We start from the raw sequence: 14615 nt of genomic DNA, 5'->3' as shown, positions 1-14615 counted from the left end.
GTCCTTGTGACATACGGGTGTTCAGCCCTTGACGGCGCCCTCGCCCACCCCGCGGAAGAAGTACCGCTGCAGGCAGGCGAACAGCGCGATGAGCGGGGCCACGGCGATCACGGTGCCGGCGGCGACGAGGCGTTCGTCGTTGGCGAAGGTGCCGTGCAGATAGTTCAGGCCGATGGTGAGGGTGAACTTGGACGGGTCGCTGAGCACGATCAGGGGCCACAGGAAGTCGTCCCAGGCGCCCATGAAGGCGAAGATCGCCACGACGGCCACCGTCCCCTTCACCGAGGGCAGCGCGACGCGCAGGAACCGCTGCCAGACATCGGCGCCGTCGACGTAGGCCGCCTCCTCGATCTCGTAGGGCAGGTTGCGGAAGGCGCCCCGCATCAGCAGCACGTTCATCGCACCGATCGCGCCGGGCAGCACGACCCCGATCAGCGTGTTGTTCAGGCCGAGTTCGCGCATGGTGGTGAACTGGGCGATGACGATGCCCTCGACGGGCACGAGCATCGCCAGCACGAACACCAGCGTGGTCACCTTCCGGCCGCGGAAGCGCAGCCGGGACAGGGCGTACCCGGCGAGCGCCGAGCCGACGCAGTTGGTGACGACGTTGGCGGTGGCGACCTTCAGGGAGTTCAGCGCGTAGTCCCAGACGGGGATGGTGTCGGCGACCCGCGTGTAGTTGTGCAGGGTGGGATGCGCGGGCAGGAAGCTCGGCGGTGAGCTGTAGATGTCCTCGGTGGGACCCTTGAGGGAGGTGGACAGCTGCCAGAGGAACGGGCCGACTGTCAGGGCGAGGACGGCGAGCAGCAGCAGATAGCGCCAGACGAGCTCGCCGACGCGGATACGGCGGCCGTGTTCGTCGGTGACGCGCGGCTCCTTGCGCACGGTGACCGGCGGCTCGGGCCGCACCTTCTCCAGGACGCTCATGACTCCTCCCGGCGGTCGGCGCGCAGCACCAGCAGCATGAGCGCGACGGTGACGACGAACACGACGACCGACAGCGCGGAGGCGTAGCCGACGCGGCCGGTCAGGCCGGTGCCGGTGCGCTGGACCAGCATGACGAGGGTGGTGTCCTCGCCGGCCGGGCCGCCGCTCGGGCCCGCCATCAGATACACCTCCGAGAACACCTTGAAGGCGGCGACCGAGGAGAGCGCGGCGACCAGCACCATGGTGGAGCGGACGGCGGGGACGGTGACCGAGAGGAAGCGGCGCACCGGGCCCGCGCCGTCCACGGCGGCGGCCTCGTGCAGCTCGCGCGGCACGTTCGCGAGCGCCGCCAGATAGATGATCATGTAGTAGCCGAGGCCCTTCCACACCGTGACGGCCATCGCGCTCAGCAGGAGCAGCCACTGGTCGCTGAGGAACCCGATCCGGCCGATCCCGACGGCCTCCAGCAGCGAGTTGACCAGGCCGCGTTCATCCAGCAGCCACACCCAGATCAGCCCGACCACCACGATCGAGGCGACGACCGGGGTGTAGAAGGCGGAGCGGAAGAAGGTGATACCGGGGATGTTCCTCTGCACCAGCAGCGCGAGCAGCAACGGCAGGACGACCAGGGCGGGTACGACCCCGAGGATGTACAGGGTGCTGTTGCGCAGGCCGGTCCAGAACATGTCGTCGTGGAGCAACTCGCGGAAGTTGGCGAGGCCCACGAAGTGGCCCGGCAGCAGGGTCCGGCGGTCGGTGAAGGAGTTCACCAGGGTGGAGACGAACGGGTAGAGCACGAAGGTGCCGGTGACGAGCAGCCCCGGTGCGGCGAACAGCCAGGGACTGAAGGGTAGTTGGCGCCTGATGCGGACCGGGGTCGCCATGGCCGTCAGCCCTGCTGGAGTAGTCGGTTGGCGGCGCTGACAGCGTTGTCAAGAGCCTGCTTGGGGCTCTCCTTGCCCTGGAGTGCCTTGGCCACCTCGTTGCGCAGCGCGGTCTTCATCTGGTCGCTGAACAGCACGGGCGTGTAATTGACCGCGTTCTTCAGGGACTTGGCGGCGGCGATGCGCACTCGGGTCTCGTCGGTTCCGTCCTCCTTGTTGAAGTAGGGGTCGTTGAGGGAGCCGGCGGTGCTGGGGAAGATGGCGACCTTCTTGGCGAAGGACATCTGGTTCTGGGCGTCGGTGACGAAGTGGGCGAAGGCGACGGCGGCCGGGGTGTGCCTGGTGTGGGAGTTGACCATCACGCCCATCACGTACATGTTGACGTGCCCGGTGCTGGTGATCTGGTCGGTGATGCCGATGTTCCGGTAGAGGCTGGGCGCGTTCTCCTTGAAGTTGTCCAGGTCGAGGGCGCTGCCGGGGTTCATGGCGACGGCGCCGGTGAGGAACTTCTTGCCGGAGGACTCCGGGGTCGCGGTCAGGGCCTGCGGGTCCAGGGCCTTGGCGTCGTACAACTCCTTGTACTTGGTGAGGAGTTCGACTCCCTTGGCGTCGTTGAAGGCGAACGCGGTGCCCTGCTTGTTCATCAGGGTGACGCCATAGCGGCCGAAGTCCTCGATGGTGGGCACGTTGGCGAGGGTGGCGACCTTGCCACCGCTCCTCTTCGCCATCTGAAGGGCGTCGGCGAAGAGTTCGCCGTACGTCTTCGGCGGCTGGCCGGGGTCGAGCCCGGCCTTGATGAACAGGGACTTGTTGTAGAAGAGGGGGCCGGTGTTCAGATACCAGGGGAAGGCGTATGTGCCGCTCATGCCCGGCACCTGGTGGCTGGCCCAGGCACCGTCCAGGTACTCGGACTTGTACTTTCCGGCCGCCTTGTCGAGGTCGAGCGCGAGGCCCGCCCTGGCGAGCGGGGCGACCAGGTCCGGGGAGACGTTGACGACGTCGGGCAGGGTGCCGCCGCCGGCGTCGGCGCTGAGTTTGTCGGGGTAGCCCTCGGCGGGCTGGTCGATCCACTTCACATGCGTACCGGGGTACTTCTTCTCGAAGTCGGCCACGAGGCCCTCGAAGTACGACTTGAAGTTCGCGCGCAGATTCCAGGTCTGGAAGGTGATGTCGCCCTCGATCTTGCCGGAGGCGTCGGTCGAGCCGCCGTCGTCGCCACCCGAGCCGCAGGCGCTCAGTGGCAGGACGAAGGCGACGGCAGCGGCGGCGAGGGCTCTGCGGGGCATGGGCACGGTGACACGGCTCCCTTGCTGTGGCGGGGGTCGGGTGGCGCCAGAGACCTTGCCCGCGCCGTTCGGAGAAAGTCAATGCATTCCGCCCAACTAAAGAATTGGGCCGTTCATTAGTGCAGGTCAAACACGTTTGGCCGAGACCTTGCGGTCAATTGCTAATGCGCTTTAGGGTCTTGACACTCAAGCGCATTATCGAGCACTGTCAGGAAGGGGGAGAAGCATGGCGACCAAGCGGTCCCCCGCACGCCGGCCCACGATGAAGGACATCGCGCGGCGGGCCGGAGTCTCCGAGAGCGCCGTCTCCTTCGCGCTCAACGGCCGCCCGGGCGTCTCCGAGGCCACCCGGGCACGCGTCCGCCGGGTCGCCGAGCAGCTCGGCTGGCGTCCCAGCACGGCCGCCCGCGCCCTGTCCGGCGAGGGCGTGGCCACGGTCGGTTTCGTCCTGGCTCGCCCCGCGCACACCCTGGGCGTCGACTCCTTCTTCCTCCAGCTCGTCTCCGGCATCCAGGAGGTGCTGGCCGAGCGGCACTTGGGCCTGCTCTTCCAGGTCGCGGAGGATGTCACCGAGGAGTGCGCGGTGTACCGGCGCTGGTGGGCCGAGCACCGGGTCGACGGCGTCCTGGTGGCCGACCCGCGCGCCGACGACCCGCGCCCCGGCCTGCTGGACGAACTCGGGCTGCCCGCCGTCGTGATCGGCGGCGCACCCGACGTACGGCACCCCGGCCTGTCCACCGTCTGGGCGGACGACGCGGGCGCGATGGCCTCGGTGGTGGACGAGCTGACGGCGCTCGGCCATCGCCGGATCGTGCACATCGCCGGACTGCCCGAGCTGGCCCACACCCAGCGCCGTATCGCCACGCTGCGCGCGGAGGCGGAACGGCGCGGGCTCACCGAGGTCCGCTCGCTCACCACCGACTACTCCGACGCCCAGGGCGCCGCCGTCACCCGCCGCGTCCTCGGCGACTCGCCCGTACCGACGGCGATCGTCTACGACAACGACGTGATGGCCGTGGCCGGCCTGGCCACCACCGCCGAACTGGGCTTTCGCGTTCCGCAGGACGTGTCGGTGGTCTCCTGGGAGGACTCGGCCCTGTGCCGCATGGTCACCCCCCGGCTATCCGCGCTCTCCCGGGACAGCGCGGAGTTCGGCCGCACGGCCGCACGCGAGCTGCTGGCCCTGCTGGACGGGGACCCGGCCCGCTCGGTGGGGGTGCCGGTGCCCCGGCTGACGGGGAGGGGCAGTACGGGGGCGGCGGCCGACGAGGGGGATTCGCGATGAAGTGGCTGCGCAGGAACCAGGACGGACACACCGGTGTCGCCAAGTCCCCCGAGCCGCCGACGCCGTTCACCAAGCCCGTGCTCCCTTCGCTCGCCCCCGTCCTGCACCGCGCGGCAGGCCACGGCACCCAGGTGGTACGCCTGCCCGCGCAGCCCGGGCCGGTCGTCCTCATGCTCACCCATCAGGCGCCCGGCCACTTCGTGGTGGACGCGCTGGACGACCGTCTGCACTCCGTCAGCCAACTCGTGTACACCGGCGGCCCGTTCGTCGGCCGTTTCCTCCTCGGCGGCTCCGACGCCCGGGCTCGCGCGCTGCGGGTCCGGGCGGACGGCCCCTGGACCGCCGAGTCGACACCGCTCGCCGCGGCCCCCGTGCTCACGGCCGAGGAACACCGTCCCGCCTCCGACGTGCTCCACCACACCGGCAGCCCCGCCACGGCCCTCCTGCGGTACGAGGGAGACGCCGGCAGCGACGACGGCGGCCACTTCCTCGTGGACACGTTCTCCCCCGACGGCACCCGCTTCCTGGGCGAACTGGCCAACCAGGTGGGCGGTCGATCAGCATCCGTCCGCTGTGTGTGCCGCCCTCTCGACGTACCGCGCCCGACCAGGCACAGTTCTCCCTGCGCCGTGATGCGTACCAGCGAGTAGCCGACCACCGAGCGAGGAGTGCCCGTGGGTGACTGGGCCGGGCGGAGTGCCGCCGAGATTGCCGCCGCCGTGCGCGAGAAGCGGGTGACACCCCGGGAGGTGGCGGCCGAGCACCTCGCGCGGATCGAGCGGCTCGACGGCCGGATCGGGGCGTTCCGGAAGGTGCGGGCCGAGGCGGCGCTCGCCGAGGCCGACGAGGTGGCCTCCCGCACCGATCTGGCCGAACTGCCGCTCGCGGGCGTGCCCGTGGCCGTGAAGGACAACCTGGCGGTGCGCGGCGAGTCCCACCGGGACGGCTCCGCCGCCACCTCCGACACCCCGGCCGCCGAGGATCATGTGACGGTGGCCCGGCTGCGGGCGGCCGGCGCGGTGGTCGTGGGCCTGACGAACGTGCCGGAGCTGTGTGTCTTCGGCACCACGGAGGGCGTGTTCGGCACCGCCCGCAATCCATGGGACACCTCCCGCACGGCGGGCGGTTCCTCCGGCGGCAGCGCGGCGGCGGTCGCGGCGGGCCTGGTCCCGATCGCGCTCGGCAACGACGGGATGGGCTCGCTGCGCATCCCGGCCGCGAACTGCGGCCTGGTCACGCTGAAGCCGGGGCACGGGGTGGTGCCGGCGGGGATCGGCAACGGCGACTGGTTCGGCATGTCGGAGAACGGTCCGCTGGCCACGACGGTCGAGGATCTGCGGCTGATGCTGGGCGTGCTGGCGGGCACCGGCGTTCCCCGCGCGGAGGAGCCCGAGCGCCGGCGGATCGCCGCGGCCGTACGCAGCCCGCTCGCCGGGGTGAGCGTGAGCAGACCGTATACGACCGCGGTCCGGGAGGCGGCCGGAGTGCTCGCGCGGGCCGGACACCGCGTGCGGCGGGCCGAGCCGCCGTATCCCCTCTCGCTGGGCGTGACCGCGCTGCGGCACTGGACGGCCGGGACCGCGGTGGATGCCGAGGGCCTGGACCGGGCGCTGCTGGCCCGGCGGACCCGGGTGCACGCGGCGGTCGGACGGCGCTTCGTCCGCTCGGTGCGCACCGGGGACGAACGCGAGCGCCTGCGGGCCCGGCTGACCCCCTTCTTCACCGAGTACGACGTCCTGCTCACCCCGGCCCTGGCCCGGCGCTCCCCCGAGGCGGGCCCTTGGCACGAACGCGGCTGGCTGCGCAATGTGCTGGTCAACACCGCGTACTCCCCGTTCACGCCGCCCTGGAACCTGACCGGCTGGCCCGCGATGTCGGTCCCGTTCGGCAGCCTTCCCTCGGGCGCCCCCTGCGCCGTACAGCTCGTGGGCCGCCCTGGCTCGGAGTCCGTGCTGCTGGGGCTGGCGGAGGAACTGGAGACGCTGCGTCCGTGGCGGCGGACGTCACCGGTGGCCGGCTCCTGAGCCCGCCTGGTCGAGCGACCGGTACATGATGTGCAGCCCGACCCTGCCGTGCCGGGGATGGTCGAAGGCTTCCGGGACCGTGCCGAGGACGGTGAAGCCGAGGGAGGTCCACAGGGCGACGGCGGGATTGGTCTCGACCACGGCGTTGAAGACCATCGCCCGGTAGCCGTGCGCCCTGGCCTCGGCCAGGACGTGTTCGGCGAGGGCGCGGCCGATGCCCTCGCCGGTGCGATGCGGGTCGACCATGAAACCGGCGTTGGCGACGCGGGCCGCGGGCCCGCCGTAGTTGGGGGTGAGGTAGGCCGAGCCGACCACGGTCCCGGTCGCGTCCTCGGCGACGTAGACGCGCTTGGCGGGGCTCATCCAAAGCGCGCGGGCGTCGTCCTCGGAGGTCTCCGGATCCCAGGCGTAGGTTTCGGCGGCGGCGACGATCCGGTGCCAGAAAGGCCAGATCCGCGGCCAGTCGTCGGCCACGGCTTCTCTGATCAGCATGGGCGTGAGTCTGACAGGTCACGCCCATGCGTACGGCGATCGCGAAGAGTACGACCCGGGGCTCAGTCCACGCTGGGCAGGATATGCGGTTCGGCCAGGTCCTCCTCGTAGCCCGCCAGGCGGATCGGGGCGGACCGGGCCCACACGTCGAGGCTGCCGAGTTCTCCGGGCTGCCGGCCCGTGCGCTCCGTGCGTTCCTTGGGGCTCTGATCGCGATTCGTCTTCTCCGGTGTCACCGCGCACTCCTTATGTGTCGGTCACCCTCGGGGTCCTGCCGGACAGCCTGCGCTCCGGCTCTCGGCGCCCGCTCGGGTCTGGATGGAAGGCCAGCTCGGACGCGGTGGCGCCGGTACGGACGTCTGGGTCTGGGTGGGACCCGGTCCTGCTGTCCGTCCCCACCAGAGTACCCAAATGAGCGGACTCGCGCTCGATCGGGAGTGCAAACAAGGTGTAACTATCAGAAGTCGTTTGACCCCTCAATGTCTCTCAATATGCGGCTATTTGCCGTGGAGCGCATCCTCCGGCTGCCTGAGCGAATCACCCCCTCGGCCGCCATGTGGCGCAGTTCAAGTGCCGTTGGCCGAGGCGCAAGCTCGTCATGATCTGCTGATGAACGGCACGGCTGTCTCGCGGAAGGACTGACGCATGGAGCTGCGCAGCGTCGAGGAGCTGATGGATCTGCTGTACGCCGGCCGGCACCAGCACGCGCTGAGAACCGCCGCGCTGCTGCGCCGCCGCCGCCCCGCCGACAAGGAGCTCCAGGTGGCGGGGTTGGTGCACGGCATCGGGCCGGTGCTGTGCCCGGGCGACGACACGGGCGGGGCGCTCAGCGCGGCCGAGGCGGTGCGCTCCCTGCTCGGGGAGCGGGTGTTCCGGCTGGTGCGCGGGGACGCGGGGCCGGTCGACGACGATGTGCTGCGGCTGCGCCAGGCCGACGAGGAGAGCCGTACGGCGGGGTTCGACGCGGGCGTCCTGGAGGACTGGCGGACCGTGCTGGAGCTGGTGGCGGCGCGGCATTCCCGGCTCGGCGCCGTCGACTGACGCCGGAGGCGCAGGATCTCAGCCGACTGACGCGCCGTCACACAAGCAGCCGCGCCGAGTGCCCGAGATCCGGACGGCCACGCGTCGGCCCCGAAGGGCCCGCAGTCCCGCTGGGGTCTGCTGATGGATCACAACCATGAAGAACGCGTCACCTGCGCATCAGGCACTCCGGCACGACCGTCAGCGTAGGGCGGGGGCGGTCGCGCCGGCCACCGGATTGCGTGCCGGTCACCACTTGCCGGGCGCGTAGTCCTTCATGAAGACGCCGTACAGGTCCTCGCCCGCCTCGCCGCGCACGATCGGGTCGTAGACCCGGGCGGCGCCGTCGACCAGGTCGAGGGGCGCGTGGAAGCCGGCCTCGGCGAGGCGCAGCTTGTCGTAGTGCGGGCGCTCGTCGGTGATCCAGCCGGTGTCGACGGAGGTCATGAGGATGCCGTCGGTGTCGAACATCTCCTGGGCGCTGGTCCGCGTGACCATGTTCATGGCGGCCTTCGCGGCGTTGGTGTTGGGGTGCCCGGCGCCCTTGTAGCCGCGGCCGAAGACGCCTTCCATGGCGGAGACGTTGACGACGTACGCGCGTCCGCTGGCCGCCTTCTTCGCGGCGTCGGCCATGGCCGGGCGCAGCTTGCTGATGAGGATGAACGGCGCCGTGTAGTTGCACAGCTGGGTCTCCAGCAGCTCCACCGGGGAGATCTGCTCGATGGTCTGCACCCAGGTGTTGGTGTCGACGACGTCCGGGACCAGGCCGCCGGCGTCGATGGCGGTGCCCTCCAGGTGCCGGGCGACACTGGCGTTGCCCGCGACGAGGGCGAGGTCGGCGACCTTCTGGGCGTCCAGGCCGCTGGTGCCGACGGGGAGCGCGGCGATGCCGTCGACGGCGCCGGAGTTGAAGGCGCCGATGACGTGGTGGGCGGGGAGTTCACCGGCGGGCAACGGGGCGGTCTCGCCGTCGACCAGGGCCGCGTACGCGGAGGGCAGGCGGCGTACGGTCTGTGTCGCGTTGTTGATCAGGATGTCGAGCGGACCCGCCTCGGCGAGCTGCTCGGCCAGGGCGACGGCCTGCGCGGGGTCGCGCAGATCGATGCCGACGACCTCAAGCCGATGGATCCAGTCCGCCGAGTCCTCCATCGCCTTGAAGCGGCGGATGGCGTCCTTGGGGAAGCGCGTGGTGATGGTGGTGTGCGCGCCGTCGCGCAGCAGCCGCAGCGCGATGTACATGCCGATCTTGGCGCGACCGCCGGTGAGCAGGGCGCGCTTGCCGGTGAGGTCGGCGCGGGCGTCCCGCTTCGTCCGGTTCGTGCGGGCGCAGTCCGGACACAGCTGGTGGTAGAAGTAGTCGACCTCGACGTATCGGGTCTTGCAGGTGTAGCAGGAACGCGGGCGCTGGAGTATGCCCGCGATCTTGCCCTCCTCGATCTTGGAGGTGGGCAGGATGCCCTCGGTCTCGTCGTCGATGCGCTCGGCGGAGCCGGTGGCGGTGGCCTCGGTGACGGCGCGGTCGTGCGCGGTCTTGGCTGCGCGGCGCTCCTGGCGGCGGCGCTGCTTGACCGTACGGTAGATGTGCGAGGTGGCCCGGCGGACCTTGATCGCGTCCGGGTGGTCGACCTCCAGCTGGTCGAGTTCCTCCAGCACGCTGAGGCAGACGGCCAGCCGCTCCGGGTCGATACCGGGGCCGTAGACCACTTCCTCCGTGGCCATGCAGGCCATGGAGCCGTCCTCTGTCACCGTCATCGCGCTGCCGCTTCCCTGATCACCCGCGCAGCGCTCCGACTCGCGCCCGCTTTCGAACGGGGAATTTTACGGAGCGCACGGGCCTCCCGCCAAACCCGCACCAGCACCGAAGCCACGACGCGCCGACACCGGCACCGGCACCCCGAACCCGGCCGCCCCGCGCCCACGGGGCCACCCACCCCCAACGACAAAACCATCACGGGCGCTGCGGAGTGGGAACCCCCGACCAGACCGAACGCCGAACCACCCGCCCACCGACGGCGAACCCGCCGCACCGAGGGCCACCCGCACCCGACGACCAAAACCGCACGGCCGGCACGGGTGGGGACCCCAGGACCAGGCCGAAGGGCGGACCGCACCGCCTCACAGCCCCACCCACCGACGGCGAACCCGCCGCACCGAGGGCCACCCCCACCGGCGGCGAAAGCCGCACGGCCGACACAGGCGGAATCCCCGACCAGACCGAAGCCCGGACCATCCCGCCCCACGGCCTCCCACCCACCGACGGCGGACCCGCCCCGCGGGGGGCCACCGCAGGACGACGTAGACCGCACGGCAAGTACGGGTGGAAACCCCGGACCAGGCCGAACGCCGGACCCCCCACCCCCACGCCCCCACCACCGACGGCGAACCCTCCCCCACAGGGCCCACCCGCACCGGCGGCGAAAGCCGCACGGCCGACACAGGCGGAATCCCCGACCACACAGGAGCCCGGACCACCCCGCCCCACAGCCCCCACCCACCGACGGCGAACCCGCCCCGCGGGGGGCCCACCCGCTCCCGACGGCCAAAACCGCACGGCCGGCACGGGTGGGAACCCCCGGACCGGGGCGAAGGGCGGACGACCCCGCGCCACGGCCCCGCACACGCCGATGGCGAACCCGCCCCACAGGGGGCCACCCGCACCGGGCGGCGAGCGGCGAAGACGCACGGCGGTGCGGGTGGGAGCCCTGGGGCGTCAGGCGTCGCAGGCCGCCAGCAGTGTGGACACCTCGGTCGACACCGCGTGAGCGAACCGGTCCAGGTCCGGCACGGCCTGCGCGTCGGCGACCAGCCCGTAGTGCACACGGCCGCGATACGTCGAGATGGCCACCGCCAGCGACTGCCCCGGTGCGAGCGGGGCCAGCGGATACACCTCGCTCAGCTCGTGACCGCCGAGCCGCAGCCCCAGACCCGGCAGCGGCACGCTGGTCACCAGGATGTCGAACCACAGCCGGGCCGCCTGCCCGACGAGCGGCCCACCGAGCCGGTGGCCGAGGGCCGGGACATGATCGGCGAGCAGCGCCACGGCACCAGCGCCCCGGTTCGGCCCCGCGTCCTTGTTGCGGACCATCGCGGTGCGCACGGTGTCCAGCCGGCCGAGCGGATCCGGCTCGTACACGGGGAGCCGTATCAGATAGCCGGAGAGCCGGTTGCCCTGTGGGTGCGCGGTGCGCGGACGGCGCCGGGAGACGGGGATGAGGGCACGGGGCGCCACCCCCTTGCTGCCGTCGCCGCGCTCGTCCAGCCAACTGCGCAGGGCCCCGGCGACGACGGCGATGAGCACGTCGTTGACGGTGCCGCCGGCGGTCTTGCGCACGCGGTGCACGTCGTCGATGTCGAAGACCACCCCGGCGGTACGGCGGGTGCCGCTCGGGGCGGAGGTGAGCGCGGAGACGGGCCGCATGCCGAGGGTGGACCGGGCGAGGGAGGCGCCGATGTCCAGCGCCCGGCCCACGTCGGACAACGCGCCCTTGACCAGCCCCGGGACGAGCCCCGGCAGCTTGCGCACGTCCGGCAGCAGCCCGCGCGGCGGCTCGATGGCCCGGGGCGCCCGCTCGGGCAGGTCCACCGGGTCGAGGACGCCGGCGGCGAGCTTCAGCGCCCGCAGCCCGTCGGCGAGGGCATGGTGGAACTTGAACAGCACGGCGAAGGACATCCCGTCCTCGCCGGGCAGCACATGCGCCTCCCACGGCGGCCGGCCGCGCTCCAGCGGCCGCTCCATGAGCCGGCCGGCGACCTCGTGGAAGTCGGAGGTCGGAGCGTGCAGCCGGACATGGTTCAACGGGTCGAACTCCGGGTCGGGTTCCCGGGCGGCGCCGCCGAAGGCCAGCGGCTGCCACACGTCGCGGATGCGCAGGCGCAGCCCCGGTACGGCGGCGGCCCGGGCGGCGAGCAAGTCGGCGGCATGGGCGCCCGCGGTGGGCGAGTGCGCACCGAAGACGCCGAGCGCGCCGAGATGCATCGGATGCCGGTCGGACTCGATGTTCCAGAACGCCAGGTCGAGTGGAGCGAGCAGGTCGGAAGTCAAGGGCTTGCCTCACGCGTCGACGACGGGTGGATCTGCAGTCACTCGCAGTCAATCTCTGTCAACCGATTACGGTCAAGTACGATCAGGCTACGCTCAGTTAACAGAAGATTAAGTCCCGCCCCTCCAACAGGGGCGGGACCTAGGGATACGCGAGATCACTTCAGGACCGGTTGCGCCGCCCCGCGTGACGTACCCCACTCAGACGGGCGCGGGCCGACCGTGAACGCGAGCGTGCGCAGGGAGCGCAGCGCGCCCGTCGTCAGATAGGTCTTCCCGTGCGGTCTCCCGTCGGTGCGGACGGTCTGGATGTAGCGGTCGGTGGCCGAGGTGCCCGGCGCGGCGATCGTGAGCCTGCCGCCCGGCCAGTACCGGCGGTCCAGGGTGAGGTCGATCCGGTCGAAGACGGGCGTGGACAGGCCCCAGGTGCCGTAGCCCGGCTGGATCGGGAACAGCCCGATGGACGACAGCACGTTCCAGGCGGACATCGTGCCCAGGTCGTCGTTGCCGGTGATGCCGCCGGGACCGTCGGTGAAGAGGGTCAGGGCGGCGTGCACCACGTCGGTGGTCTTCCACGGCTGACCAGTGGCCAGGTAGGTGTACGGCGCGATGAGGTCGGGCTCGTTCATCGGGTTGTACTTGTCGGCGTTGTAGTACGCGTACGCGTCGCCGTGCACCCACACCTCGCGGGCGGTGCTCGCGGGGTCGGCCAACAGCCGGTCGTAGGCGAAGAAGGAGTCCAGCCGGTCGTTGGCCGCGCGCTCGCCGCCGATGAGCCGCACCATGCCGGGCACGTCCTGCGGCACGAGCCACTGGTACTGCCAGGCGGTCCCCTCGTGGAAGCCGGTGCCGCGGGCCGGGTCGGCCGAGCCGGTGAAGGCACCGGAGGCGTCGCGGGCGCGGAAGAAGCCGGTCGCGGGGTCGAAGATGTTCCGGTAGTTCCGCGCCCGTGCCGCGTAGCGGGCAGCGTCGTCCTCGTGGCCGAGGCCCCGCGCCATCTGGGCCAGCATGGCGTCGGCGAGCGCGTACTCCAGGGTGACGGAGGCGCCGTGGTGGTAGTCGGAGTCGCCCATCTTGGCGTACGGCCGGTCCTTGACGTACGGGGCGAAGCCGCGCGCGAGGTACTCCGCGTTGGCCTCACGGCCGATGCCCGGGTACTCGGCCGGGGGGACGCCGTCGGCGTTCTTCCTCAGCGCGCGGTAGACCCGCTCCTCGAAGCCCTTGAGCAGCCCGGTCTGATAGACAGTCGTCAGGAACGGGGTGACGGGGTCACCGCTCATGACGTTCGTCTCGACCGGGCCGTACCCCCACTTGGGCAGCCAGCCGCCGTCCTCGTCGACCGCGACGAGCGAGCGGGCCATGTCCCGTGCCTCGCGCGGCGCGAGGAGCGCGAGGAGCTGGGCCTGGGTGCGGTAGGTGTCCCACAGCGACCAGTTCTGGTAGTAGGTGAAGCCCTGGGCGCGGTGGACACGGCGGTCCCAGCCGAAGTAGCGGCCGTCGGTGTCGCTGCCGACGTTCGGCGCGAGGAAGGACCGGTACAGCGAGGAGTAGAAGGTCCGGCGCAGCGTGCCGGTACCGCCCTGGACGCGCACGGCGGCGAGCCGCCTCTCCCACGCCTCGCGGGCCCGTTCGCGCACGGCGTCGAAGGACCGGCCGCCCTCGGCGGCCAGGTTGCCGGCCGCGCCGCGCGCGTCGACGTACGACAGGGCGGTGGTCGCCTCGACCGTACGGTTCCTGGTGGTGTCGAAGCGGACGTAGGCACCGCCGGGTCCGCTGCGGGATCCCGGGGTGAGGGTCTCGCCGTCCCAGGTGCCGTACGCGGTGAAGGGCCGGCTGAACCGGGTGATCGTGTAGACCGTGTAGGGGCCGGTGTCCCGGCAGAAGCCGTGCCCGGTGATCTCGGTGCGCACGGTGTGGTCGTCGAGGATCTGGACGCTGCTGGAGACCGCCCTGTGCAGCGACTGGGCCGCGTTCAGCAGGACGTTGGCCTTCCCGGTGGCGGGGAAGGTGTAGCGCTGCACACCGGTGCGCTCGGTCGCGGTCAGCTCGGCCCGGATGCCGGAGGAGAGGCCCACCCGGTAGTAGCCGGGGCTCGCCGTCTCGTCCTGGTGCGAGAAGCCGGCCGCGTACCGGGTGTAGTCCGTCTGCGTGACGTCGCCGATGGTGGGCAGCACGGGCAGGTCGCCGCCGATGCGGCAGCCGACGCCCGAGAGATGGACCAGGGAGAAACCGCGGATATGGCTCTGCGTGTAGTCGTAGCCCGTGCTGTGCCCGGTGTCCGGGGAGAGCTGCACCATGCCGAAGGGCACGGCCGCGCCGGGGAAGGTGTTGCCCTCGTCCTGGCTCCCGATGAACGGGTTGACCAGATCGGCGAGGTGGCCGTCGGTCCGCTCGGCGGCCCGTGCGGCGGGGGTGGCGATCAGCGCCGACGCTGCCATCACTCCGGCCAGGCACAGCCGTGTGCGCCGGGTCCCTCTCATGTCGCATGACCTCCGCAGGTTCGACATCGATGTCTGAATCCTGAAGGTCGAACGACTCAGATCCGGGCAAGGTACGGTTATCGGGCGAACGCGTCGCGCCAGGCAGGGCCCGGACGGTGACGGAACGTCAGAGCGCCGGGCCGAACCCCTCGTGACTGCGGTGAGCCGGACGAGTGCG

12 protein-coding genes are annotated in these 14615 nt (G+C 71.4%); 4 read left to right on the top strand and 8 right to left on the bottom strand.

Annotation, left to right across the window (positions count from 1 at the left end; translation table 11 throughout):
* Positions 1–21 precede the first annotated feature (21 nt).
* The 3 genes from ACFYOH_RS32975 to ACFYOH_RS32965 are packed head-to-tail and all read right to left on the bottom strand — an operon-like array spanning position 22 to position 3103.
* On the bottom strand, positions 22–927 hold the full coding sequence (locus ACFYOH_RS32975) for a carbohydrate ABC transporter permease (RefSeq protein WP_388633253.1): 906 nt from the start codon (positions 925–927) through the stop codon (positions 22–24).
* Positions 924–1811, bottom strand: a complete 888-nt coding sequence (locus ACFYOH_RS32970; protein WP_388633250.1) for a carbohydrate ABC transporter permease — start codon at positions 1809–1811, stop codon at positions 924–926. Before ACFYOH_RS32970 ends, ACFYOH_RS32975 begins: the two co-directional genes overlap by 4 nt.
* A 5-nt stretch (positions 1812–1816) precedes the next feature.
* Complete coding sequence (locus ACFYOH_RS32965; protein ID WP_388633247.1) at positions 1817–3103, bottom strand: ABC transporter substrate-binding protein; 1287 nt, start codon at positions 3101–3103, stop codon at positions 1817–1819.
* Between the two features lie 220 nt (positions 3104–3323).
* Here ACFYOH_RS32965 and ACFYOH_RS32960 point away from each other — a divergent pair, with 220 nt between their 5' ends.
* From ACFYOH_RS32960 to ACFYOH_RS32950, 3 genes are read left to right on the top strand one after another with little or no spacing between them, the layout of a single operon-like run.
* Positions 3324–4382, top strand: coding sequence for a LacI family DNA-binding transcriptional regulator (locus ACFYOH_RS32960; protein ID WP_388633245.1), 1059 nt, complete (start codon positions 3324–3326; stop codon positions 4380–4382).
* Positions 4379–5032, top strand: coding sequence for a hypothetical protein (locus ACFYOH_RS32955; protein WP_388633243.1), 654 nt, complete (start codon positions 4379–4381; stop codon positions 5030–5032). The genes ACFYOH_RS32960 and ACFYOH_RS32955 overlap by 4 nt, the downstream gene beginning before the upstream one ends.
* Positions 5033–5056: 24 nt before the next feature.
* Positions 5057–6406: an amidase gene (locus ACFYOH_RS32950; RefSeq protein WP_388633240.1), complete on the top strand. Its 1350-nt coding sequence runs from the start codon at positions 5057–5059 to the stop codon at positions 6404–6406.
* On the opposite strand, the gene ACFYOH_RS32945 is transcribed toward ACFYOH_RS32950, so the two are convergent.
* Complete coding sequence (locus ACFYOH_RS32945) at positions 6386–6898, bottom strand: GNAT family N-acetyltransferase (protein ID WP_388633237.1); 513 nt, start codon at positions 6896–6898, stop codon at positions 6386–6388. The genes ACFYOH_RS32950 and ACFYOH_RS32945 overlap by 21 nt on opposite strands.
* 62 nt (positions 6899–6960) lie before the next feature.
* The gene (locus ACFYOH_RS32940; RefSeq protein WP_388633235.1) at positions 6961–7134 is read right to left on the bottom strand and encodes a hypothetical protein; all 174 of its coding nucleotides are present in this window, start codon (positions 7132–7134) and stop codon (positions 6961–6963) included.
* A gap of 409 nt (positions 7135–7543) precedes the next feature.
* Here ACFYOH_RS32940 and ACFYOH_RS32935 point away from each other — a divergent pair, with 409 nt between their 5' ends.
* Complete coding sequence (locus ACFYOH_RS32935) at positions 7544–7939, top strand: hypothetical protein (RefSeq protein WP_388633233.1); 396 nt, start codon at positions 7544–7546, stop codon at positions 7937–7939.
* Between the two features lie 228 nt (positions 7940–8167).
* On the opposite strand, the gene ACFYOH_RS32930 is transcribed toward ACFYOH_RS32935, so the two are convergent.
* The 3 genes from ACFYOH_RS32930 to ACFYOH_RS32920 form a co-directional block, all read right to left on the bottom strand.
* Positions 8168–9670, bottom strand: a complete 1503-nt coding sequence (locus ACFYOH_RS32930) for an SDR family NAD(P)-dependent oxidoreductase (RefSeq protein WP_388633230.1) — start codon at positions 9668–9670, stop codon at positions 8168–8170.
* Between the two features lie 958 nt (positions 9671–10628).
* A complete protein-coding gene (locus ACFYOH_RS32925) occupies positions 10629–11960 on the bottom strand; it encodes a wax ester/triacylglycerol synthase family O-acyltransferase (RefSeq protein ID WP_388633228.1) in 1332 nt (443 codons plus the stop codon).
* Between the two features lie 155 nt (positions 11961–12115).
* On the bottom strand, positions 12116–14437 hold the full coding sequence (locus ACFYOH_RS32920; protein ID WP_388633225.1) for a GH92 family glycosyl hydrolase: 2322 nt from the start codon (positions 14435–14437) through the stop codon (positions 12116–12118).
* Between the last annotated feature and the right edge of the window lie 178 nt (positions 14438–14615).

Origin of the sequence: Streptomyces sp. NPDC007856, assembly GCF_042868225.1 — a bacterium.
Lineage (GTDB): Bacteria > Actinomycetota > Actinomycetes > Streptomycetales > Streptomycetaceae > Streptomyces.
Note: the sequence above shows the minus strand (reverse complement) of the source record. Positions and strands in the feature narration are given on the sequence as shown.